20 protein-coding genes and 1 pseudogene are annotated in these 24,856 nt (G+C 28.2%); 3 read left to right on the forward strand and 18 right to left on the reverse strand.

What is annotated here, in order from left to right:
- Positions 1-22: 22 nt before the first annotated feature.
- The 18 genes and pseudogenes from BR69_RS0119430 to thyX all read right to left on the reverse strand — a co-directional run.
- A complete protein-coding gene (locus BR69_RS0119430) occupies positions 23-1,810 on the reverse strand; it encodes an ABC transporter ATP-binding protein (RefSeq protein WP_034850161.1) in 1,788 nt (595 codons plus the stop codon).
- Positions 1,810-3,600: an ABC transporter ATP-binding protein gene (locus tag BR69_RS0119435; protein WP_027634689.1), complete on the reverse strand. Its 1,791-nt coding sequence runs from the start codon at positions 3,598-3,600 to the stop codon at positions 1,810-1,812. Before BR69_RS0119435 ends, BR69_RS0119430 begins: the two co-directional genes overlap by 1 nt.
- Positions 3,601-3,797: 197 nt before the next feature.
- A complete protein-coding gene (locus BR69_RS0119440) occupies positions 3,798-4,349 on the reverse strand; it encodes an AAA family ATPase (protein WP_027634690.1) in 552 nt (183 codons plus the stop codon).
- 407 nt (positions 4,350-4,756) lie between these two features.
- The gene (locus BR69_RS0119450; RefSeq protein ID WP_027634691.1) at positions 4,757-5,389 is read right to left on the reverse strand and encodes an ATP-dependent Clp protease proteolytic subunit; all 633 of its coding nucleotides are present in this window, start codon (positions 5,387-5,389) and stop codon (positions 4,757-4,759) included.
- Between the two features lie 595 nt (positions 5,390-5,984).
- Positions 5,985-7,412: a 6-phospho-beta-glucosidase gene (locus tag BR69_RS0119460; RefSeq protein ID WP_034850162.1), complete on the reverse strand. Its 1,428-nt coding sequence runs from the start codon at positions 7,410-7,412 to the stop codon at positions 5,985-5,987.
- A gap of 27 nt (positions 7,413-7,439) precedes the next feature.
- Positions 7,440-9,293: a beta-glucoside-specific PTS transporter subunit IIABC gene (locus BR69_RS0119465; RefSeq protein WP_027634693.1), complete on the reverse strand. Its 1,854-nt coding sequence runs from the start codon at positions 9,291-9,293 to the stop codon at positions 7,440-7,442.
- Between the two features lie 191 nt (positions 9,294-9,484).
- A complete protein-coding gene (licT, locus tag BR69_RS0119470) occupies positions 9,485-10,321 on the reverse strand; it encodes a BglG family transcription antiterminator LicT (RefSeq protein WP_027634694.1) in 837 nt (278 codons plus the stop codon).
- A gap of 273 nt (positions 10,322-10,594) precedes the next feature.
- Complete coding sequence (locus tag BR69_RS0119475; protein WP_027634695.1) at positions 10,595-12,439, reverse strand: heavy metal translocating P-type ATPase; 1,845 nt, start codon at positions 12,437-12,439, stop codon at positions 10,595-10,597.
- Positions 12,440-12,454: 15 nt separating this feature from the next.
- On the reverse strand, positions 12,455-12,676 hold the full coding sequence (locus tag BR69_RS22245) for a cation transporter (protein ID WP_027634696.1): 222 nt from the start codon (positions 12,674-12,676) through the stop codon (positions 12,455-12,457).
- Positions 12,677-12,678: 2 nt separating this feature from the next.
- On the reverse strand, positions 12,679-12,987 hold the full coding sequence (locus BR69_RS0119485) for an ArsR/SmtB family transcription factor (RefSeq protein ID WP_051623709.1): 309 nt from the start codon (positions 12,985-12,987) through the stop codon (positions 12,679-12,681).
- A 230-nt stretch (positions 12,988-13,217) separates the two neighbouring features.
- Positions 13,218-13,577 (reverse strand): ArsR/SmtB family transcription factor, encoded by a 360-nt coding sequence (locus BR69_RS0119490; RefSeq protein ID WP_027634698.1) that lies wholly within the window; start codon positions 13,575-13,577, stop codon positions 13,218-13,220.
- A gap of 264 nt (positions 13,578-13,841) precedes the next feature.
- Positions 13,842-14,702, reverse strand: a complete 861-nt coding sequence (locus BR69_RS0119495; RefSeq protein WP_051623710.1) for a decaprenyl-phosphate phosphoribosyltransferase — start codon at positions 14,700-14,702, stop codon at positions 13,842-13,844.
- Positions 14,695-16,197, reverse strand: a complete 1,503-nt coding sequence (locus BR69_RS20945) for a glycosyltransferase family 39 protein (protein WP_242840725.1) — start codon at positions 16,195-16,197, stop codon at positions 14,695-14,697. The genes BR69_RS0119495 and BR69_RS20945 overlap by 8 nt, the downstream gene beginning before the upstream one ends.
- A gap of 754 nt (positions 16,198-16,951) precedes the next feature.
- The gene (locus BR69_RS0119505) at positions 16,952-17,293 is read right to left on the reverse strand and encodes a hypothetical protein (RefSeq protein ID WP_027634700.1); all 342 of its coding nucleotides are present in this window, start codon (positions 17,291-17,293) and stop codon (positions 16,952-16,954) included.
- An 82-nt stretch (positions 17,294-17,375) separates the two neighbouring features.
- Complete coding sequence (locus BR69_RS0119510; RefSeq protein ID WP_027634701.1) at positions 17,376-19,040, reverse strand: ABC transporter ATP-binding protein; 1,665 nt, start codon at positions 19,038-19,040, stop codon at positions 17,376-17,378.
- Positions 19,041-19,078: 38 nt separating this feature from the next.
- Entirely contained in the window at positions 19,079-19,741 is a 663-nt protein-coding gene (locus tag BR69_RS21325; RefSeq protein WP_242840726.1) for a GNAT family N-acetyltransferase, read from the reverse strand.
- A 56-nt stretch (positions 19,742-19,797) separates the two neighbouring features.
- Positions 19,798-20,301 (reverse strand): kinase, encoded by a 504-nt coding sequence (locus BR69_RS0119520; protein WP_034850163.1) that lies wholly within the window; start codon positions 20,299-20,301, stop codon positions 19,798-19,800.
- A 493-nt stretch (positions 20,302-20,794) separates the two neighbouring features.
- Positions 20,795-21,337 (reverse strand): annotated as a pseudogene (thyX, locus tag BR69_RS20955) (FAD-dependent thymidylate synthase); the annotation flags it as partial.
- Positions 21,338-21,711: 374 nt separating this feature from the next.
- On the opposite strand from thyX, the gene BR69_RS0119530 reads away from it, so the two are divergent.
- The 3 genes from BR69_RS0119530 to BR69_RS0119540 all read left to right on the forward strand — a co-directional run bounded on the left by BR69_RS0119530 (position 21,712) and on the right by BR69_RS0119540 (position 24,855).
- A complete protein-coding gene (locus BR69_RS0119530; RefSeq protein WP_027634703.1) occupies positions 21,712-22,002 on the forward strand; it encodes a hypothetical protein in 291 nt (96 codons plus the stop codon).
- A gap of 68 nt (positions 22,003-22,070) precedes the next feature.
- Entirely contained in the window at positions 22,071-22,694 is a 624-nt protein-coding gene (locus BR69_RS0119535) for an ABC transporter ATP-binding protein (protein ID WP_027634704.1), read from the forward strand.
- A gap of 13 nt (positions 22,695-22,707) precedes the next feature.
- On the forward strand, positions 22,708-24,855 hold the full coding sequence (locus BR69_RS0119540) for an FtsX-like permease family protein (protein ID WP_027634705.1): 2,148 nt from the start codon (positions 22,708-22,710) through the stop codon (positions 24,853-24,855).
- Position 24,856 lies beyond the last annotated feature (1 nt).

A 24,856-nucleotide genomic window follows, 5' to 3' on the forward strand; every position in this document is an offset into this window, starting at 1 on the left:
AATACTTTATATTCACTTTTTCCTAGGTCTCTACATACCACTTACTCTGTGCATTATACATTTCTGAGTACTTACCCTTAATATTTATAAGCTCCTCATGGGTACCTATTTCACATATTTCTCCTTTATCCATAACCACAATTCTATCAGCTATTTTAGCTGCTCCTAACCTATGTGTTACAATAATTGCTGTTTTATCCTTAGACATATCTGCAAACTTATTATATATCTTTGTTTCTTCAATAGGATCAATAGCAGCTGTTGGCTCATCTAAAACTATGGTATCATGAACCTTATAAAATCCTCTTGCAATAGCAATCTTCTGCCATTGTCCACCAGATAAATCTATACCATCAAACTCTCGTGATAGCATGGTTCCATAAGAGTCTTTAAATTTTTCTTTATCTATAATTAAGTCTGCCTTTTTTGTGGCATGGTTTAGTTTTTCATCATTAACCTGTACTAAATCACTTATAGCTATGTTCTCTCCTAGGTTCATTTTATATCTTTGAAACTTCTGAAATACTGCGGATATATTTTTATATAAAGATTTCATAGATATCTTAGAAGTATCTATTCCTCCAAAAATAACTTGTCCATCATTCGGAATATATATTCCAGTCATAATCTTAACTAAAGTAGTTTTTCCTGCTCCATTCTCTCCTACAATAGCAATAGTTTCCCCTGGCTTAATATCTAAATTTATAGTATTTAAAGTTTCCTCTTCCCTACCTGGATATCTAAATGAAACATTTCTAAGAGTTATTCCTGGAACCCCTTTTATTTCAAAGTCACTACCTTCTCTTTCAGGAATATCAAGAAATCTTATTAAATGATTTATATTTCCTAAGTCTTCAGTAATTCTTCCTATATGCCTACTTATTATTTCTTCCATAGTAGAAAACATCTGTCCTATAGATGCAAATACTGCTCCAAAGGCTCCGACTGATATTTCTCCCTTAATTAAGGCATCAACAAGTAAATATAAAACTCCCATATATCCTAAAAGCGTTATACCCTTCATCTTAAGCTCCATAATTCCTGATTCCTTTTCGGCAGCCCATCTCTTTTTATTTAGTAATTTAATGGATGATACATATAAATCAATAAAATATTTAAAGGCTCCTAATTGTCTTGTTTCTTTAAAATATTCTCTATCAACTATACAATCTTCATAATATTTAACTTCTCTTCTTACAGGTGCTGCTTCATCTGATAGTTTTCTAAAAACCTTAAGTCTTATAAATTGATTTAATGCCACTGGTATAAATATAATTATAATAGATAATGAAAGTACTGGCTTTAATCTATAAAGATAGGCTGCCATCATTAAGAAGTATGGTACATATGAGGTAAATATCATGGAAAATATAAAAACTAAAAACATACTATCCATCATTCCTACATTAGCCCTATTTATATCATCTAAGGTAGAAGGATTCTCAAATACTAAAGGATCTAAACTTCCCACCTTCTTATTAATTTTACCTCCTATATAAGCATTAACCCTATAGGATAAATCATCAGGAATAAAGTTTAAAACTCCATTTCCTATCTCATCAATTATTAATACTAAGCCTAAGCCTCCCCCTATTAACAATACATTGCTTACTGTTTCCCCATTATTCACTGCATTTGTCACAGAGTCAAAAAATTTTTGAGTCATAATGGTGCTCATTACAGCTAATATACCATTTACAATAGACACTATATTAAAAAAAATAAAATATATAGGAGATGCTAGAAATACCATAGGTATTATTCTTTTTAGTATTTTATAAAGAGAAATTTTTTCATTCTTAATATCCATTATAAATACCAACTCCTTTGACTTTCATACATTTTAGAGTAAGCACCTTTTATACTCATAAGTTCCTCATGGGTACCCTTTTCTATTACTGATCCATCTCCTAATACAAATATCTCTTTAGCTAATCTTGTAGATCCAAGTCTGTGACTTATAAAAATAGTGGTTTTATTTTTACTTACTTCTTTAAACTCCTCATAAAGATTACTCTCACTTATTGGATCTAAAGCTGAAGTGGGTTCATCTAGTATCCTTAAGGATGAAGAACTTATAATTGATCTAGCCATGGCTATTCTTTGCCATTGTCCTCCTGAAAGGTCTTGTCCATCTTCCTTGATTTTTCCTAGTGGAGTATCCAGTTTATTAGGTAGTTCTTCTATAACATCTTGAATATTAATTACCTTTATAGCATTTTTTATTTTATCTTCCTGACTCTCTTTTTCTTTATTATTAATATCTCCTAATAAAATATTATCTTTTACTGAAATATAATATTTTGAAAAATCTTGGTATACCACTGAACACATAGATTTTAATTCACCATAATTATAATCTTTAATATTTTTATCATTAATTAAAATCTCCCCTTCAAAATCCTCATATAACCCCGTTATAAGTTTAGTAATAGTGGTTTTTCCTGAACCATTTGCCCCAACAAAAGCATAATGCTCCCCTTCTTTAAGTGTAAAAGATAAGTTCTTTAATATATATAAGTCAGTCCCTGGATATTTAAAGGATACATTCTTAAATTCTAAGGATTTAATTTCCTCCCCCTTATTTAAAGGTAATACAGTAGCATCCTCCAATTCATCTAATGCAACAAACTTACTTAAATCTCTTAAATATTCCCTGCTCTTTGATAATTCATTAACTTGATAGTTTAAGTGCCATGACATCATTTGAGTTAATTCGAAAAGACCATTAACAATAGATATAAACAATCCCACTGATAATAGGTTATCTAAAACTGGTTTTATTAGAACCATACTCATAATAGTAGTTATAAAAGCAGTAACTACTCCCCCTGCCTTTAACTTTGCGAAAACCTTCGCGTTTACTTTAAATTGAATCTTTCTTGTAATCTCATATTGTTCTTTCCAACTTTCATTAATCTCATTTGTAAATCCAAAAATAGCTCTTTCAGAAACAGCATCTCTTCCTCTTAAAACCTCTTCTAAATACTCATATTTCCTTACATGCTTAGATACTTCTTTAATAGCATCATAGGATGCCCTTCCTCCTTTTATCGCTACTATTATAAGTGGAATGCTAATTAATAAAATAGCTACACTAGCCCACCATACTTTAGTTATTAATATAGATAATATTCCTAAAATCCTCAAAAAAATAGATACTAATGATAATATGTTAAGATATGATTTTTTAAGTAATACCTCTGGCTCCTTTGAAAGCCTAGATATTAAATCCCATACATCCTGATTCTCTATATATTTATATTTTAGTTTTGCTATCTTTTCTGTAATGCTAACCCTAAAGCTTTCCCTCAAAGCAAACTCTAATTTAGCATCTACAAATTTTATTAGCTGTGCTGATATCCATGAATAGGCTATAAGTGCTGCTACTAAAGTTATAGGAAGTATTATATTATAAATACCCTTTTCCCCTTTTGCTATTTGTATAGCTGTGTCTAAAAATCCTGCCACCAATATTATTCGTATACTAGGGATAATACCCTCTGTTAACTTTTGAAAAGCTATTAAGCTGCTGTGCCCTTTAGAACATTTAAATGTTATTTTTAATATGTCTATCATGGTATATTGTTTTTTCTCCATCTTACCCTCCTCCTATTTTTTTATTTTTAAGCAAATCCTTAATTTATAAAACCTTTTCTTATGGGATTCTAACATCTGCTCTTAGCTTATTTATAATAAATACCCTTTTTTTATGGATATGTATAAATTAACCTTAAACTTAATACCTTATAGACTCATGAGTTAGGGTTTTTATCCATGATGGTTTTGTACAATACTCAATTCAATTTCTCGTCATCCTTCATACCATACTCTGATAGAAGTACACTTTCTATAAACTTCTTACTTTCCTTACCTCTACTTAAAATCACTGCTTTGTTAGTATATTGATTAAGTCTAGTCTCTAAATCATCTTTTCCAATCTCATAATTATTTAAAGCCTTAAACATAAACTTAAGCATATGTATACTAGGCGTATATAAACATTCTTCCATTCCTAATTTTTGCTTAAAGAATCTGATAATAACTCTCATCCTCCTTACAAAGATGCTTGGTTTAAGATGTACTATCACATCAGCCTCTTCCATACCTTCAGAAAATATCTTTCTACCAGCATCTTCAATTACCCAATGAGATTCCATTATTGTGCTTTTGAACAGTCGATTAATTTCCTCATCAGTTCTTCTAATATTTCCCCACTCTTTATTAGTCTTATCTTTTATATGTACAATACCATCAAGATGTGTACATTTAATTCCTAATTTATTTGATAATTCTTTTGCTAAAGTTGTCTTACCACTTGCAACAGAGCCAACAATATAAATTCTCATATATACCCCTTTTGCTAATCAAATTGGAATTTAACTGTGTAAGAGCTTTTTTAAATTTTCGAAATTTACATTCGTAATTCCACTCGATGCTACAACTTTATAATCGCTATAAAATTGAGGACTTATGTATTGCAACCATAGACAACGTACCGTTGTGAATGCTACTCCAAGTGTATAGTCCAAATTTTTTGTTGAAATTCTTTCTATTAAACAATTTTTTCGCCTTCATATTTATACCTCCTATAATAGAATTATAATTCCAGGCTCAATATATCTAAATCCACCGCAGGTAGAATTAGTAGAGTAAAAGTAGAATATTACAAATTCAGTGAAAATCTCATTTATTTCTGATAAGATTCAGCGTATTATTTTTAATTGATATTCCTTTTAGCCCCTCAGAATTTATTTTACATAATTCCAGCATTCTCTAATTCCCTAATAACTTTCTCATAATAATTTCTATCTTTAATTTTTGTTATAAAATTAACTCTAGATTTTGACTTACTATCTATATGTGATGCTATTATTTCATCAACTAAATTACTCTTTATTATATTTTCAATGCTCAATATATTGTTAACATTGCATAGTACTGTCAACTTTTCTTTATCTAACCCAGTAGCTTTAGCATAACAATCAATTACTTTACTAATAACTAGGCCTATTCTATTGAAATTCTCTTCTAGAATATTATTAACACCATCTTCATTTGAATATAAATTAAAACCCATTCTTATCTCACTATTCTTAAAAGCATATCTTTTCCCTCTGCTACCTGTAGCTAATAATAGAGTTGCAATCGCAGATGAATTTTTTAAAGCTATAGTAATAATTTCACAACTCAAATAATTTATTACATCATAAATAGCCATTGCTGATGTAATTTGTCCTCCATTACTATCTATTAACACATATATTTTTTCCTTAGGATTTTTATCAAATAAACTTAATATATTATTTATAACCTCAGTTGCTAAACTATCATCTATGTCTCCATCTATAATAATAACTCTATATTTTAACAAATCTATATTCCTCATATTTACTTTATCTCCTAATTATCATTCGTAGTATAAGTATATCTAACCCGTTCTTTTCTTTTGCACCCATCATTTTCCCGTTACTTCTAACCCATATAACCTTTTCCATTTTAAACTCTCCTCTTAAATAATTTATTAATAATGTTCGATTAAATTATGATTTTACTTTCATAATTATTAAATTTTTAAAGTTCAAAATATTAATTTAATAGACTTCTAAATACTTTTAGGAAAATTTGTATTATAATTAATACTATACCATTTATTGTTATACTTTTGTTTTACAATATAGATTAATATATATTATATTTTTTATCCGTATTAAAGCTCATTTAAGTGGGAGGACTAAATTGAGAAGATTATATGAATTAGTTAATGATACTTTAAGTAATATTATTAAAGGATATTACACACTTTCTTAGATAGAATAATATTAATAAAATACTATTAGGTTATAACATTCTTATATTTAAAATAAAAAGGGCTATGGTATTAAGAAATCTAACTACAATATATTGTAGTTAGATTTCTTTGCACCACGGCCCCTTTTAAATATAAGTTAACCTTATATTTAAATTTATTTCATTAATTGATACTATAGTTCTTCTCCATTGCTAGAGATTACCTTCTTGTACCAATCAAAACTCTTCTTCTTACTTCTTTCTAAAGTTCCATTTCCTTCATCATCTTTGTCTACATAAATGAACCCATACCTCTTACTCATTTGCCCAGTGGATGCACTTACTAAATCTATACATCCCCATGGAGTATATCCCATAAGGTCTACCCCATCTTTTATACCTTCCTTCATTTGTTCAATATGAAGTTTAAGGTACTCTATTCTATAATCATCATTGATCGATCCATCTTCCTCTACCTTATCTACTGCTCCAAGTCCATTTTCTACAATAAATAGTGGCTTATTATATCTATCATATAATTCATTCATTGTTATTCTTAATCCTACTGGGTCAATTGTCCATCCCCACTCTGATTCTTTTAAATAAGGATTTGGAAGACTTGCAAAAGCATTTCCTACTTTCTTTTGCTTCATTATCTCCTTATCTGCACTTCTAAGCCTGCTTGAATAATAGCTAAATGCAACATAGTCTACGGTATTTTCAGCTAGAATCTTTTTCTCCTCTTCAGTTATATCTATGGTTATATTCATCTCTTCAAACATACGTGTTGCATAAGAAGGATATTTTCCTTTTGCTTGGACATCTATAAAGAAATAATTTTCTCTATTTCTAGCTTGAGCTTCTAAAATATCCTCTGGATTACAGGTATATGGATACACAGTTCCAGCAGCTAACATACATCCAATTTTATTTTCAGGATCAATTTCATGACCTATCTTTGTTGCTAAAGCACTAGCTACTAACTGATGATGGGCTCCTTGATATTTAACTTGATTTATATTTTCTCCCTCTTCAAAAACAAGTCCCCCGCCAAAAGAAGGTATATGCAATATCATATTGATTTCATTAAATGTCATCCAGTACTTTACTTTTCCTTTATAACGATTAAAGATTACTCTGCAATAATTCACATAAAAATCAATTAGCTTAGGGTTTTTCCATCCACCATAATTTTTAGTTAGTTCAAGTGGTGTATCAAAGTGATTTATTGTAACCACAGGCTCTATATCATTTGCTATTAATTCGTTAAATAAATCATCATAGAATTTTAATCCTTCCTCATTTGGAAGGTCATCATCTCCATTTGGAAAAATTCTTGCCCAACTAATTGAAGTTCTTAAACACTTAAATCCCATCTCTTTAAATAGCTTTATGTCCTCTTTATATCTATGATAAAAATCTATTGATTCATGGGATGGATAATATCCATAGTCTTTTTCCATAGCTTTTTTAACATCAGATAATGCTTCTCTTCTTAAAGTTCCTCCTGGAAGGATATCCACTGGTGATAACCCTTTATTTCCTTCAAGATATGCACCTTCACATTGATTGGCAGCTATTGCTCCTCCCCATAAAAAGGTCTCTGGAATTATATTTTTCATAAATAAAATCTCCTTTCTAATTGATTACTATACTATTGTTAATAAGGTATCTCCTGCATTAACACTTTCCTCTTCACTTGATATTATATCTAGGTATTTATCTGTATTTGTAATTATAATTGGTGTAACTATATCATAGCCTTTTTCTTTAACTGCTTCTATGTTAACCTCTACTAAAAGATCTCCGACTTTTACCTCATCTCCATCTTTAATATGGGCTACAAAATGTTCTCCATTTAACTGTACTGTGTCTAAACCTATATGAATTAGTATCTCTACTCCATCATCACTTACTAATCCAATAGCATGTTTTGTTTTAAATATAGTTTGAACTGTTCCATTTATAGGTGAAACTATTTTTCCGTCCTTTGGAATAATTGCAACTCCTTTACCCATTATTCCTGATGCAAAAGTTTCATCTTTAACTTCACTTAATTTAACAACATCCCCATTAATAGGACTAGCAATCTTAATTTTATTTACTAATTTTTCTTTTATTACTACCTCTTCCTTAGTTTCTTCTCCCTCTTCAATTGGCTCTTCAAAACCTAATATCCATGCTGCTAAGAATGCTACCCCAAATGCTATTGCAGCTCCAATGGAAGCATTAATTATATTAGAATATCCGTTGGTTCCAATATATCCTGGTAAAGCTAGTAGCCCTGGAGAACCTCCCACAAATCTAGCTACTCCTGTAAGACCTAGATATAATCCTGAAACTCCACCACCTATCATAGCGGCAATAAGAGGTTTCTTTAATACTAAGTTAACACCATACATAGCAGGTTCTGTAATACCACAAACTGCTGTTATACCAGAAGATGATGCCAATTGCTTTAACTCTTTATTCTTGGTTTTTAGAGCTACTGCTAAAGCTGCTCCCCCTTGTGCAATGTTAGAACCTAACATTCCTGGTCCAACTACTGTATCAAATCCTGCTGTAGCTAAATTGTTTATTCCTATTGGAATTAATCCATAATGCATTCCTGTCATTACTAATAATGGTGAGAATGTTCCTACAATAAGTGGCACTAACCAGCTTGCATATGTATCTAAAAATGCAATTCCACTAGCAATACCGTCTCCCATAATAGTTCCTAATGGTCCTAGAACTATTAACACCACTGGTGCTGTAACAATAATAGTTAATAATGGTTTAGTAAAGAATTTAACAGCCTTTGGTGATACCTTATCAGCTATTGGCTCAATAAATGACATAAACCATACTCCAAGTATTATTGGAATTACTGATGAAGAATAACCGGCTAAGGTTACTGGTAATCCTAGAAAAGAAACTGATTTCCCTGCTGCCTTTAATGCTCCAAAGCTCGGGTGTAAAAGTACCCCTGCAATTGTCATTGCTAAATAAGAGTTACACTTAAACTTCTTAGCTGCTGAATCTGCAAGTAAAAATGGCAAGAAATAAAATGCTGCATCTCCCATAAAATTCAAGATATAATAAGTCTGTGAGCTTGTTCCAATTAATTTAAAGGAAACTAGTAAGGCTAAAACACATTTAATCATACCTGCACCAGTTATAGCTGGTATAATTGGCGTAAATATTCCTGCTATTGTATCAAGTACTTTAACAACTGGCCCTTTACTATTATCCTCTTTTTTATCCATACCTTCTGAGAAATTTCCTAATTTATTAATTTCCTTATATACATTTCCTACATCACTGCCTATAATTACTTGGAACTGTCCACCGCTATTTACAACTCCAATAACACCCTTTGTTTTCTTTAAAGCTTCTACATTAGCTTTGGTATCATCATTTAAGTTAAATCTAAGCCTTGTAGCACAATGTGTTAAGAAGGATATATTTCCCTCTCCTCCTATCTTTTCTAAGATATTTTTTGCTAAATTTCCATAATCCATAATTAACTCCTCCATCTAAATATATTTATTAATGAAGGTTTTGCCTGCTTTACCAGTAACAATCCTATTTATATATATAACCGTACTTAGCAATCTAATTTTTATCCTCCTTTTAAGAAAACTTAACCTAATTTTAGTATATTAAGTTTTTATAATTAGTTTATATTTTGCCTATACAGTAAAAAACTTTATTAAATATTACTTTCTGTAACTCTCTCAATATGAATGGTTAAATATAATTTTTCTTCCTTTGTAAGCTCATATTTATACTTTTCCTTAATAAATTTATCTATCTTTTTCACACATTCATATGATTTTAAATACTTTCTCTTTATCATCTCAAATAATTCATCTTCTTTATCCTTATATGCGTTTCCATTAAATAATCTTTGAGCAAAAAACTTAAGATGAGTTATAAACCTATAATAACTTAAGGATTCTTCATTAAAATCTATTTTGAAATGGTATTTTACTATATTTAATATCTCCTGCATAACCTTAGTCATATCCATGACCTTAGGCATTTCTTCATTTAACTCTGCATTAACTATATGAAGTGCTATAAAAGCTGCCTCATCTTCTGAAAGTTCTACATTTAAATCATTATTTATCATATTTATGGATTCTTTCCCTATAGAAAATTCATCCTTATATATTCTCTTTATATCCCACAATAGAGGATTTCTAAGCTGAATACCTTCTTTATATCTTTCTACTGCACTAGCTATATGATCTGCCAGAGATATATGTATACTTTCATTTAACTTTTTACCCAATTTAAGCTTGGCATAGCTAATTATCTTCTCAGTTAAAATCACATATTCTACTGGTACTTCTAATAATAGCTGTTTATATTTATCACTTAATTCTTTATTTGATAGAGTAAATATTTTTTCAACTTTATCTTTTTCAACAATCATTCCTACCTTCTTTTGAAAAGCAATACCACGTCCCATAACAATTACTTCTTTGCCCTTATCATCTAAAGAAACTACCACATTATTATTTAAAATCTTTTCTATATTCATAAACTCACCTCCATTTATATAAAATAAAAAGGCAAAACCTACCCTAAAAAATAAGGTATAGGTTTTGCCTGCATTACCAGTAACAATCCGCTGTATACACTGTATACGTTTTATAACTTTATAATACTACTATAAATTATATGTGTCAATAAGGATTTTTATATTTACAAAAGATACCTAAAGTTAGGCCCATAAAATATAATAATTTTAAAATGACCCATAAAGAAATGAGAGGTTATATACTTTCCTCTCATTTCCTTGTAACACATGATATTAGTTAAGTTTCTTTATATTTAGTACTCTGGTTGCATTTAAGATTGCAATCACAGATACTCCTACATCTGCAAATACAGCTTCCCACATTGTTGCAATACCTGCTGCTCCCATTACAAGGACTACAGCTTTTACTAATAGAGCAAATATAATATTTTGTTTTACAATTCTTAAGGTACGCTTTGATATTTTCATCGCTGTTGCTATTTTAGATGGCTCATCAGTCATAATAACTATATCTGCTGCTTCTATTGCTGCATCTGATCCAAGACCACCCATTGCAATACCAATATCTGCTCTAGATAGAACTGGAGCATCATTTATTCCGTCCCCAACAAAGGCTAATTTTCCTTTTTGTGATTTCTCTCTCAATAATTCTTCAACCTTTTCAACCTTACCTGCTGGAAGTAACTCTGTATACGCTTTATCTAATCCTAATTCTTTGGCTACTTTCATACCAACACTGCTTGAATCACCTGTTAACATAACAGTCTGCTTTATATTAGCTTCTTTTAATTCCTTAATTGCTTTTGCTGCATCTGATTTTACCTCATCTGCAATTACAATATATCCTGCATATTTATTATCAATTGCTACATGGACTACTGTTCCTATTATCTCTCCCTTATAATAAGGAACATTTATCTTCTTCATTAATTTTATATTACCTGCATATACCTTCTTACCTTTTACTACAGCTCGAACACCACATCCTGAAATTTCTTCAACATCTGTTATTTTAGATTCATCTATCTTTTTATTGTAAGCTTCCTTTAAAGACATTGAAATTGGATGATTTGAATAGTTTTCTGCATAGGCAGTAAGCTCTAATAAATCTTCTTCTGGAATTCCTTTTGCATTTATTTCTTGTACTGTAAATACACCCTTTGTTAAGGTTCCTGTTTTATCAAATACAACCATCTCTGTCTCTGCTAAGGCTTCTAAATAGTTACTTCCCTTTACAAGAACTCCACTCTTAGAAGCTGCTCCTATTCCTCCAAAGAAGCTTAGTGGTACAGATATAACAAGTGCACAAGGACATGATATAACAAGGAATGTTAATGCTCTTGGAACCCACTCACTAAATGTAGCTCCTTCTATTAAAAGAGGTGGTAGTATTGCTAATACTGCTGCTACAATAACAACCGCTGGTGTATAGTATCTTGCAAACTTTGTTATGAAATTTTCTGATTTTGACTTCTTACTACTTGCATTTTCTACTAGGTCTAATATCTTACTTACAGTAGATTCTTCATATTCTTTTGTAACTCTAACAATTAAAACACCATTAATATTAATACATCCACTTAACACATCTGAACCTATAGATAATTCTCTTGGGACTGATTCACCAGTTAGTGCTGATGTATCAATCATAGAGTTTCCTTCTATAACCACTCCATCTAGAGGAATCCTTTCCCCTGCCTTAATTACAATTACATCATTTACCTTTACTTCATCAGGGTCCATCTTTACTAACTCATTGCCACGCTTTACATTTGCATAGTCTGGTTTAATATCCATGAGGCCCACAATTGATTTTCTTGATTGATCAACAGCATAGCTTTGAAACACTTCCCCAATTTGATAGAATAACATTACTGCTACCCCTTCTGGATATTCTCCAATAAGGAAGGCTCCAACAGTTGCAATACCCATTAGGAAATTCTCATCAAATACTTGTCCTCTAAAAATATTCTTAATTGCTTTTAGTAAAACATCTCCACCAACAATAATATAACTTATTAAATATAATAATAATTGAATTTCTGATTTTGTAAGTAAGGCTATCCCAAATAGTACTCCACCTAAAATTATACGAGTAACACGATTCTTATTGTTCATATATATCCCTCCTTATTAGATTTTCTTTACAACCACATCTGGTTCCATTTTTCTTATTATTTCCTTAGATGCATTAACTGCTTCTTCCATATTTCCCTCATCCGCCTCTAAGATTAATTTTGTTGTCATAAAATCTACGGTTACTTCATTTACTACTGGTAACTTTTTAATTGCATTCTCTATCTTTGCTGCGCAGTTGGCACAATCTAATCCTTGTAATCTAAATTTCTTTCTCATAATTAATTCCTCCTAAAATTTATAACATTATTAATAATTTTTATTGTGTATGAGTTACTTAAAAAATATATATTTCGTCTTCCATCCTTTCTAAAACTTACTAAGCCTAAATTTCTTAGTATACTTAGCTTGTGAGATATGGAAGATTGGGTATCATTAAGCAGGCTTGATAGCTCATAAACACACATATCTTTTTTACTTAATGCATATAAAATTTTGATTCTTGTTCTATCACTTAAAACCCAAAAGAATTCTGATAAATTGTTTAAAGTATTCTCTTCTAAATATTTATCATTGCTTTTGTTTATCATTAGTATATTAATCCTTCCTCTTATAGTTGAGCATGTATTCAACTTATGTTTATATTATAGTTGAGTATACACTCAACTGTCAACCTTAAATTTATAATTTATAAAAGAAAAAACTGCTACAGCTATATTTTGTCTAAGTGTTGATTTAAACTTTCCTTTAATATCAACCTTTAAACAAGATATTTATTCTGTAACAGTCTTTTAAATATTTATATATTAATTACTGGCCTTTATTCTTCTATAATATGTTCTAGCGCTTTCTCTAAAATACCTTTTACATGTTCATCATCAAGAGAATAAAATACATTTTTTCCGCTTCTTCTTGATTTTACTAAATGAGCTTCTTTCAGAGATCTTAATTGATGAGATATTGCTGACTTTGTAACATTTATTAATACAGCTAAATCACATACGCACATTTCATTCTGTACTAAAGCACATAATATCTGCATTCTAGTACTATCACCCATTATCTTAAAAAAATCAGTTAATTTATCCATTGCCGGTTTACTAGGCATTGTAGACTTAACCTTATTAAGTATATCTGGATGAATTACATTACAATCATGTGCCTTTATCATATCACTCATTGATAAGTCCTCCTAAGAAAATTAATTATAATAATATTATGGTTAAAGTATTCTTTATTGTCAATTATATTGTTTATTCCTTTCCTCTATTTATATTTATAATTTTAAATATAACATTATCTTTATTAAATTGATAAAAGTATATACTATTATTATTGTTTTTTTCTTAATGCCAAAAGTAATATTAGAAACATGACATTTCTGCTTATAACTATATAACTTACATAAAAGTTTTAAAAAGTGTCTTCATTACTTTCCACTCTTCTAGCCACTTAAAATTATAAAACATGTAAAACTCCATAATAATACACAATTCAAAAGTTGCTTGTCCTTTAAAACTAATTCTGTAGGACTTCCACCTTCTCCCTTAGAATACATTAAATAATAGTATCTTAATACCCCAAAAATAACAAAGATATTTGTCCATATAAACTTCTCTGAAGATGAACCTGCTATACAGTAAATAGCATAAAATACAATAGTACAGGTTAAAACTATATTTATAAGTTGCTCTAAAAGCTTTTCAGTATATTGTGATAGGTTTTCCCTATGCTCATTGGCAGATTCACCTAGAATAATAAGTTCATTTCTTCTCTTTCCAAATCCCAAAAATAAAGATAAAAACAATGTACATAAAATTATCCAACTAGAGGTTTTAACCCTTGTAGAAACCCCTCCAGCCAATACTCTTAAAATAAATCCTATAGATATAGAAAATACATCTACTAAAACTATATTTTTAAGCTTAAAGGAATATAGTATATTATTAAATAAGTATATAAGTATAATAATAGCTATATATTTATCTAAGTTAACTGCTATTATCAATGATAGTGTAGCTAATATTATCCCAACTATGGTAGCTTTAGTAGTACTAACTTTCCCACTAGCTATAGGTCTCTTAGACTTTATAGGATGTTTTCTATCTCTCTCTAAATCTACCATATCATTAAGTATGTACACAGTAGATGATATAAAACAGAATGCTATAAATGTAAGAATGTTATTTTTTACTATATTAAAATTTGTAAAGTTATTTGAAAAAAGTATTGCTCCAAAAACAAAGAAATTCTTAATCCATTGCTTAGGTCTTAATAACTTTATTATATATTTAAGATTACTCATACTCTCCTCCATTACTCTCAAGCCTACTTCCACTAAAAGCTGTCATAGCTAATATTATAAATAGCCATGAAAATGGATAAGTATATCTATCCTGAGATTCTGTTATTAAACATTGAATGGAAATTCCACAAAATATAATATAAAAAAGATCTATTCTATAGTTTTTACATTTCTTATTCCTATATAATCCTATATAAGAAAGAACTAAAACACCTATAAAAAATATCTGTATATAAAGTTCCCCTTCTTTACTTACTCTTATTAACATTCTTCCTTCATTTTTACCAAGCATATTTAAATACTCATCTTTATTATAAGCCTCATCTAACCCAATTTCTGACCAATAAGCTCCACTAAAATCCCCTGCATACCATTGATTTATATATTTTAAAGTGTAAAACTTAAGTAATTCTTTTGGTGGTGTCTCTGTTAATCTTTTTTTTATGATTTCCTTTGCAGCTTTATCTACCTTTTCATAATCTCTATCATATTTGTCAAATACCTCTGCATCCTCTTCATTCCACCTTCCACCAGCCTCAATATTTGTACCTTTTAGCATTGATATACTTGGTGGTTCTGTACCACGCCAGAGAGGATTCTCTGTTATATTCAATGCCATTAAAGTATAGCTAATAATTACTAGTGGAAATATAAAGGCTAATATAACTGATGCATTCATAATAATTTTTGATTTAATATTTTCTTTGAAATATATAAATATATACATAATATATGCAATAATCATTACGTATCCAATAGGTCTAAAAAGCTGTGTTAACCCTAAGAATAGACCTGATAATAAAAGTAATATAAACTTAGACTTATTAATTTTATTTTTATTGTTAAATGCCTTTAAGAACATCAATATACTTAAAAGTAATAATGGTATAGCTATATTTTCAGAACAATAAACATTATTATAAAGAATCATAGGTGGGTATATTGCACTTATAAGTAATACCCATATGCTCTTGTTTTTATCATTAAAAACCTCTTTAGCTATAAAAAATAATAGTATTATATTTATCATTGAAAATATAATATTTATAAATCTTATAGCCACTAATGGATTAGTAAATAAACTTCTAATTAAAGAAAAATATAAAACTGTTATGCTCATATGAGGAAACCTTGCCATATAAGCAGTTCCCTTAAACATATAAGAATCTCCACCTAAGAAATCTCCCGCACATATAAACATCCTATTAAAATCCCCTATTGGAATACTGTCTATGCTATAGAACCAAATCATTCTTATAATTAAAGCAATAATTAATATAATAATGATTATTAATTCTGTCTTGAAATTATTTCTTAAAGCATAAAATGTTCCCCAAATTAATATTAATGAAATAATAAAAAGCCAAGTTGAGAATAATGTAAAATCAGGCTCTACTATTCTTATGTACCTAATGCTTCCAAAAACAATAAATAAAAATAAAACTTTTAAAGAGTAGTTTAAAAACTTACTAAACCCATAATTTATGCTTTTCACTAAAGTCCCCCCTCACCATTAACATATATTAACACAAAAGTATTTCTCAAACAATTTCTAATTATGTAGATTTTTGTATTTTCTTAAGATAAATGATAGATTTAATTAAATCTATCATTTATCTTAAGAAAATCTTAATTATTTATCCCTCTTATTCTTATATATTTTTAGCTTCTTACATGCTTTTCACTACTATGAATAATACTCTATTTTTAAAAATTAACTTTAAACTAGTAGCCAATGCTGTAAATATATACACTTTTAAGGGATCTATATATTAAAATAACTAGTCCAATATAGTTTAAATTCTATAATTATCTAAGGGGCTGTCGCAAAATGCAACAGCCCCTTAGATAATTATAAAACAAATTAAAAATTTAATCATAAGAAAATTTTTAATTGCCTCCACTCTCATCCTATTACTTTGGAAAGAGTTTGATTATTATACTTTTAAGATATTAATATAAAAAAACTATTTGCTGACTATATCATTAAACAATATTCCATTTCTAACTTTAAGTTCCATTTAAGTTTATTAAGCTATCTTATTTGTTAAGATTATAAAATTTTATTAATTTTTTAATCTCCTCTAAACTATCTTTACTATAGGATACTATATCTGGCTTAAATCCATTTAACTCAAAGTTTTCTACATCTGAGGTTAAGTGAATACCAGACCCTAACCCAATTTCAAGTTTTGAATTTGGAAGCTTGTAATAAACTCTCTTCCCTCTTTATTCATTGCTCTATCCCTCTATATATTTATTAAAGAAATAAAATATATAATCAATGCCATAAAAAGTAGCTTTATTCCCCTATATATTGCTGACTTTGTCCTACTTCCATCCTCTATAACCCCATCTACATTAGACTGATACATTCCCCTATTTTGTATATATGCCATATCCTTAGAACCTATAAAGGTTCCTAAAATACCAAGTGCTGATATTATAACCAATACTATTGCAACAATCTTTAAGATACTCTTATAATCATTACCTGTAATAAAACATATAGATATTGTAATAAAAGATATTCCTATGCTAATTAAGCAATATAATAATAATCTTTTTATAAACCTAATTAACCAATCCATAATAAACTCTCCTTTATATTTTATTGCTATATTTATATTATCTTATTAAATAATATAGGTTACTTTCTTTAAAAAACTGATTTTATTCTAAAGACTCAATAGTTCCACTTTCCAACTTTAGTATTCTATTAAAATATGATTTATCTTCAAAATTATGATCTACAAAAATTACAGTTCTGTTCTCTAAAAAGCTTTTCATATTCTCCCAAATAGTATCTACTGTTAGCTTGTCTATTCCAGTAAAGGGTTCATCTAATATAACTATTTTTTGATTTTGAACAAATAGCTTTGCTAAATTTAACCTTTGCTTTTGACCTACAGAAAACTTATTTGCATTTTTAAATAATATTGTATCCAGTCCTTCATATTCTGATTTTTTAATTGCTTTATCAATTTTTGCCTTATACAACGCTTGACATATTTCTTCATCTGATAAATCATCATTAATTCTTTTGAAATTCTCTCGAATACTTCCCTCAAAAAACATATTATCCTGTGAAATATAAAGTATCTGTTCTCTTAAATCTTTCAAGTTCATAGTATTTATATTCTTATCATCTACAAAAATTAGTCCAGAATTAATGGGATAGAATCTTTTTAATATAGAAAAAATTGTTGATTTTCCATTACCACTTTTTCCACTTAACAACACCTTATCCTTGCTGTTAATAATAAAACTCGCATTTTTTAATATCAATTCATCTTTATATGAAAAATCTACATTGCTAAATCCTATCTTACCTTCATTTATATTATGTTTTTCTCTACTCTTAAAATCTTCTAAGTTGTCTTCATTATTGTATTCAAAAAAACGTTCAACACATACAATAGTTCTGTTAAGAACTGAATATGTATTTGTAATATTTAAAAAAGGACTATATATGTGTGATAAATAAGAATTAAAGGCTATAAGACCACCTACTGTTAACTTTCCATAATAAATAGCATAAGTACCTGCACATAAAATTATTAATTGATTAATATTAGTACAAATCTGCATCATACTATGCATAAAATACCCTGTAAATTCGGTACTGATTTGTATTTCCTTCATTTTTTTATTAATTTCTTCACTTTTTTGGCACTCAAATTCTTCATTATTAAAATTCTTAATTAATTTTATATTTTTAAATGAATTTATATAAAAGTTTGTTAATTCAGTATTGTACTTACGTGAAATTGTAGCTTGGTCTTTTAACTTTTCTCCATACTTTTTATTTAACCACAAAAATACTGGAACAGTTAATAATGCAATAAATGCAAATATATAATTCATTGAAAATAAGATTACAAATACAGCAATAATTTTAAATCCATCGACTAAAAATTGACTTATTATATATGACAACATAGTATGTAAATACCCTGAATCATTCATAAGCCTTGATATGATATCCCCCTCACTAGTTTTATCAATAAATCTCATATCTTTTTTTATAAGTTTTTGAAATAATGAATTTCTAGCATCAGAGTAAATTGTTTCAGAAAACTTCGCATATACATATCCAGATATAATATTTGCTATTTGATTAACTACATAAATTAATATCATTATAATTACAAAGTAGGGAACTTTTCTCCAGTTATTTTCTGATATAATATCATCTATTAAGTATTTAATTGCCAAAGGAATGCATAGTGTTAAAATCATTGATATTTGAGAACATATAAAATTAATAACATTTTCAAACATATAGGGCTTTATATAAGGATATGTTTTTTTAGCCAGTAATAATATCTTTTTCATTTTTACTCCTTATTAAAGAATGATGATTTTTATATAATTTACATGCAATCTTCTTTTAAATCTACACCACTATTTTCTTCTAAGAACCATCCAAATTCTAATCTTACTTCTTTTCTTTGTAGATCATTATTCTTGTAACAACAAGTATCCATACCAATTAAGCTAAAGCCTTCATGTTGATAAAAATCTATTGCATTAACATTACAAGATTGTGTTTCTAATATAATAGCTCGACGACCTTCTCTTCTTGCTTGTTCCTTTGACATTTCAATTAACCCATGACCTACTCCTTGTTTTTGATATTTCTCTGCTACCCAAAGTTCTGTAATTCTTAAACGATTAGACCATAACTCTTGGTTAGTTTCAATTGCAGCAACCAATTCATCATTAACTAATACTCCCCAAGCATAAGCATTCTCCCACTGATCTTCATATAACTTATCTGGGAAATTATATTCTTCTGGTGTGTGAGTTACTGGCTCTTTAAAATCTTTTTTTTCTATCTTAATATCAAATCCCTTGTCTGTTTTATTTACTATAACATCATAATATTTGTCTGTTGTATACTTTATTGGAATTATAGTTCCCTTCCATTTTTCTTTTGGCAAATGTATAATATTATATTCCATAGCCTTTACCCCCTTTTTTATATTAGTTATTGTCTGAGCGTAGTCTAGTTCTGCTAACTTTATAGTTAACATACTCTCCCCATAAGTTACTAGTTACATTATTCAATCTTAAATTTAGAGTTTATTCTTTACTTTATAACATCCTGATAAATCATATCTACTATTTCATTTAAAGTTAATTCTTTATGTAGACATACCTCAGGAATGATATTTAGTAAATCTTTTTCATTCCACCATGTTTTCATTTCTTTTTCTCCAAATTCATGAGCATTAGGTTTTTGTTTATGCCGATTTAATGTTTCTTCAAAAGGTATATCAAAGTAATATGCAAAAATTTGATTGTTAAATTCATGAAATAAATCTTCAAATAATTTTTTATACCAATTTGAATTTAAAATACCTTCTAAAATTATAATATTGCAATGCTTTTTTCCGTATAATGCAAGTTCATTTAGTAATTCACTGGCTTCCGTATTAGGTCCATCTTTCACAAATAGCATTTCTCTCCTAACCACATCTTGTGAAATTAGCATTGTACCATGCCCAAACTTCTTTTGTAATGCCCTACCCGTTGTAGTCTTACCACTTCCTGAATTACCCCTTAGTATTATTAACTTTGTCACTTTATCCATCTATTATATACCCTTCCGAATTCATTGAATTCCTAATTTGTCGAATTTTTTTATAGCTTTTATAAGTTGCATTGTCACTACTAAATTAAAGTATTTTTTGTAATATATATATAATTATACCATTTCATGGAGCTTATTTAAATATATTAAGTCACTTTGATTCCATAGATATATTGAATCACTTTTTCTATAGTTACTACACAAAATGTGCCTTTTTTAGAGTTCGTTCTTGCTAATCCTATGTATATGATTTTTTCGTGCATTTATTTTCTACTCATAGCTGAAAGTTTTTAGAACTCCCCACATATCAGGTGATATTTAAAATACAAAAATAAAAGTTATTACCTCAAAAATTTGATGTAATAACTTTTAGATAATTATAAAGCCAATTAAAAATCTAAACATAATAAAAATTCAAAACTAACCTAATCTCAGCCTATTTTTTTGAAAAAGTTTTATTATTATACTTTTAAGATATTAATATTTTTAAAAATTATTTATTAACTATATCATTAAATAATATTCCATATCTAATTTTAAATTCATTCAAAATCATTATAGCTATTTCTCTCATCTGGGGATGTGATTTCTCACTTGTTCTAAGCTTAAAGAAATGTCTCCATTCCCTAATATTCATACTAACGATAATTTCAGTTTTTAATGAATTTGGTAAGATAGCTCTAGCCTCTTGAGGACTTGCTCCTAACTCTAATAATTTCATATAAGCTGTCTCTATTTCTAATATTTGAGTTATCCAAAGTTCTCTTTTTAACTTATCCTTCTCTTCATTCCAAAAGCAAGGCTCTATAAATGTAAGTTCTGATCCAAACTTATCTTTTGAATAATTACAATACCTAGTACTTTCTTGACTGTAACTTGCCATTCTATTTCTTACAATTTCATGTGTTACTCCTCTATCACAGATCATTCTTACACTTATTTTCTCATGTTCTAATACGGATTCATGTCCACTTTTTAAAATCATTTTTATAAATGTAACATTTGATTCATCCGTGATTTTTTCTTCACTTTTATAGCATCCTTTTCCAAAGTCCTCTAATTTTTTTTAAGTCTAAGTAAATTAATAATTTAATAATAATCAGAATAGTTATTTAGATTATTTCTATATAATTTTTTTGCAAGATAATCTCATAATTCTATTAATAAATATTATTATTAATAGTTAAAAAATGTAACAAATCCACGAAAAAATCTTATAAATTAACTTTTATATCTTATTTTGAAATATTTTCAATATAAGTAATTGACTAGACTAAAATAAATGGTATAATAAGTAATTGTAGTGCAAAATCATTACAATTAATATAATTTTTTCCATGTATTAAGGAATGAAATATTGTTGTAAAAGATTTCGCACTACAATTATTAAAGAAAAAGGGGGGAAAGAGGATGAAAAAGAAAATAGCTACAATCGCTTTAGCAATAGGATTAATGGTGACTACTATTGCTCCAGTAGCAGTACATGCTTATGATTCATGGGATTACGGAATCGATCATTCTAAAAATCCAATAGAATGGTATAATCATTATTATCATAGTAGTCTTAAGCATTATGGTTCAATAACCAAAAATGGGTATACGTATTATGGACCAACTGCATCAGCTGGATATTGGTCAAGGTTAAACTTAGAAGTTACTGGACCATATGCAGTGACGTATAATCGTCATACTATATTCTAAATAGTTATCAAAAAGGGATTTAATTATTTTTATAAATCCCTTTTTATTTTTAAGAAGGTGATAAATATATGGTAGAAATAATAGATTTATGTAAATCATTTAATAATAAAATTATTTTTAAAGATTTCAATTTAGAAGTACAACAAGGAGAGTTTATTGGTATAGTTGGAAAAAGTGGTCAAGGTAAAACTACTCTTCTGAATATAATTGGCACACTAGAAAAAGTTGATTCAGGTATTATAAAAATAATGGGTAAAGAAGCACTTGGAAGAAAATCGAAAAGGCTTTTATTAAGAGATCATTTAGGTTTTATTTTTCAAAACTATGCTTTAATTGATAATGCATCAGTAAATGAAAATTTAGAGATTGCCCTTAAACATAAAAAAATAAATAGAAAACAGAAATATAATGCTATAGCCTTAGCATTAAAAGACGTAGGTCTTAATGATTATGGTAATAAAATAATACATACTTTGAGTGGTGGAGAACAACAACGTGTGGCTATCGCTAGATTATTGCTTAAAGATCCATCTTTAATTTTAGCAGATGAACCGACTGGATCATTAGATATTGAGAATCGTGATATTATTGTAGATTTATTTCAAAAGTTGCACAAGCAAAAGAAAACGATTATTATGGTTACTCATGACAAAAACTTAATTAAATTCTTTTCAAGAACAATAGAATTATAATGGAGGAATAATTATGAAAAAATTAATTTTTCTTCTGTTCACGACTACTTTAATAGTTATAAATTTTTTATCTATAAAACAATTTGAATATATACAATTTCAATCTTTTAACAATAATGTGATAGGTGAAAAATGGAATATTGCTATTGAAAGCGGAAATCCTCAAAAAAGTAAATCAGAAAACTTTCGTTTATTAGAAGATATGACGATGCAAATAAAGGTAAATCTTCAACGAGTATCTTATGAAAATGATATAGATAATAAAGGAAAAATAGTATATTATGTATCTTTTTTTGAAAATGATAAATACTTTAAAAATTTAAAGTTAAAGACAGGTAAATTTCTAAATATTAATAGCGACAAAGAGGACTTTCTCTCCACAATAGAAAGCAATAATAATCATCAAGTAGGGCAACTAGAAATTTTTCACAATTTTGATCCAATAGAAATTCGTCCAATTATTGCTGCTGAAAACTCAAGAGATATCAAAGGAACCTATACCGTAAATGGATCAGAAAATGCAGAAAAGTTTAAAAAAATAGCTTCAGAATATGGATTCACTGTTGAAATTTCAAAAGATGAAGCTCATACTGAATTTGCTAAATATCCTTATCAGGATATGATGTACAAAGCATCCGTAATATTATGTTTATTAATAGCTCTTGCAATGTTATATGATGCAATTAGTAATTATAAAGAAATATCAGTAAGATATTTGTTAGGATATAACTTCTGGCAGATTGGAGCTTATTTATTTAAAAAATATATAAAACTTTTTATAAGCTCATTATTTGCTGGAGTATTAGGGCTACTTATATATTTATATTTTTATAATGACTTTCAACAATTACTACCTTTTCTATATTTTTGCTTAAAAAATATTATTCCATTAACTTTAGCTATATTAATAATTTTTATTGTTACATGGTTAGGAACTAAAACCATAAATATTTCTCAAATGATTAAAAATAAAAAACCTATAAAATTATTGTTTTGTACAAATATTATTATTCGTCTTATATTAGCTGTTTTCCTTGTCTTAGGATTACAACAAGGAATAAGCACTTTTTTTACACTTAAAGGTACTGCTGATAAACAGGAAAAATGGTCTATATTAAAAGATTATTCTTATTTAGGAATAGTTTCAAATTCTCAGCAAGGATTATCGATGATTCAAAATGACGAAGAAAAACGACGATTTAAACTAATGTATGAAGAATTAGAATCTCAAGGAAGTTTTTTCATCTCTCCTTCTAGTTACTATCTAGATAATTTTACCCGTTCTTTAAATAAAAATCCTTGGGGAATGGATGGAAGAAAAGTCGAAATAAATAAAAATTATTTATCTGTTAATCCGATTATTGGAATGGATGATAAACCGGTGAAAGTTCCAGATAACACTAAGTCTAATGAAATAACTGTAATTTTACCTGTGAAGTTTCAACAGTATGAAAATGACATCAAAACAACTATAGCAAAAGATTATAATGATATATATACTACAAATCAATCTATTCCTCTAAATGTAAATATAATATTAGTTAAAAATGACCAATCTTATTTTACATTTTCAACTAATATGGCAAGTGATAACAAATTTGAAATAATCGATCCAATTGCTGTAGTAGTAAATAGCCAATTTGATCCTCAAGTTTTAGCAGTGAGTATTTCTATGGGGTATGGATACTATACTAAAAATAGTGAAAATATAAATCCATTTGGTGCAACACAAAACACTCTAAAAAAATACAACTTTGATACTGATTGGGAACCTGTTTCTGTAGCTTATTCTAATGTAGAATTGAAGATAGCAAATAATAAAGAATTACTACAATTATATACAACTTACTGTGGATTATTCATCATATTGGCCGCAGTTTTATTATTCTTTTCATCTATGTATTATTTGGAAATGAATAAAAAATCATTAGCCATACAATGGATTTTTGGGCATACATTCTTTCAAAAACATTATTTAGTCTATTTATCACTATTAGTATTTTGGAATTCTATATTTGCTATTTGCTATTTTAGAACTAGCAGTACTTTATTGTTACTAAAAATAGTTTTATGCCTTGAATTTTTGGATATCATATTAATTAGTACAATTTTAAGTATAAAAGAATACAACATTACAAAACAAGTACTTATAGAAAGCTAAT

Origin of the sequence: Clostridium hydrogeniformans DSM 21757, assembly GCF_000686705.1 — a bacterium.
In the GTDB taxonomy this organism is placed as follows: domain Bacteria; phylum Bacillota; class Clostridia; order Clostridiales; family Clostridiaceae; genus Clostridium_Z; species Clostridium_Z hydrogeniformans.

Bases quoted from the DNA above. Each gene is read 5' to 3' on its own strand.
- BR69_RS0119430 (WP_034850161.1), bottom strand. From the start codon at position 1,810: ATGGATATTAAGAATGAAAAAATTTCTCTTTATAAAATACTAAAAAGA.
- BR69_RS0119495 (WP_051623710.1), bottom strand. From the start codon at position 14,702: ATGAGTAATCTTAAATATATAATAAAGTTATTAAGACCTAAGCAATGG.
- BR69_RS0119505 (WP_027634700.1), bottom strand. From the start codon at position 17,293: ATGGATTGGTTAATTAGGTTTATAAAAAGATTATTATTATATTGCTTA.
- BR69_RS0119530 (WP_027634703.1), top strand. From the start codon at position 21,712: ATGAAAAAGAAAATAGCTACAATCGCTTTAGCAATAGGATTAATGGTG.
- BR69_RS0119460 (WP_034850162.1), bottom strand. From the start codon at position 7,412: ATGAAAAATATAATTCCAGAGACCTTTTTATGGGGAGGAGCAATAGCT.
- BR69_RS22245 (WP_027634696.1), bottom strand. From the start codon at position 12,676: ATGAGAAAGAAATTTAGATTACAAGGATTAGATTGTGCCAACTGCGCA.
- BR69_RS21325 (WP_242840726.1), bottom strand. From the start codon at position 19,741: ATGTTAACTATAAAGTTAGCAGAACTAGACTACGCTCAGACAATAACT.
- BR69_RS0119520 (WP_034850163.1), bottom strand. From the start codon at position 20,301: ATGGATAAAGTGACAAAGTTAATAATACTAAGGGGTAATTCAGGAAGT.
- licT (WP_027634694.1), bottom strand. From the start codon at position 10,321: ATGAATATAGAAAAGATTTTAAATAATAATGTGGTAGTTTCTTTAGAT.
- BR69_RS0119440 (WP_027634690.1), bottom strand. From the start codon at position 4,349: ATGAGAATTTATATTGTTGGCTCTGTTGCAAGTGGTAAGACAACTTTA.
- BR69_RS0119535 (WP_027634704.1), top strand. From the start codon at position 22,071: ATGGTAGAAATAATAGATTTATGTAAATCATTTAATAATAAAATTATT.
- BR69_RS0119490 (WP_027634698.1), bottom strand. From the start codon at position 13,577: ATGAGTGATATGATAAAGGCACATGATTGTAATGTAATTCATCCAGAT.
- BR69_RS0119450 (WP_027634691.1), bottom strand. From the start codon at position 5,389: ATGAGGAATATAGATTTGTTAAAATATAGAGTTATTATTATAGATGGA.
- BR69_RS0119510 (WP_027634701.1), bottom strand. From the start codon at position 19,040: ATGAAAAAGATATTATTACTGGCTAAAAAAACATATCCTTATATAAAG.
- BR69_RS0119540 (WP_027634705.1), top strand. From the start codon at position 22,708: ATGAAAAAATTAATTTTTCTTCTGTTCACGACTACTTTAATAGTTATA.
- BR69_RS0119465 (WP_027634693.1), bottom strand. From the start codon at position 9,293: ATGGATTATGGAAATTTAGCAAAAAATATCTTAGAAAAGATAGGAGGA.
- BR69_RS0119485 (WP_051623709.1), bottom strand. From the start codon at position 12,987: ATGATAAACAAAAGCAATGATAAATATTTAGAAGAGAATACTTTAAAC.
- BR69_RS0119475 (WP_027634695.1), bottom strand. From the start codon at position 12,439: ATGAACAATAAGAATCGTGTTACTCGTATAATTTTAGGTGGAGTACTA.
- BR69_RS0119435 (WP_027634689.1), bottom strand. From the start codon at position 3,600: ATGGAGAAAAAACAATATACCATGATAGACATATTAAAAATAACATTT.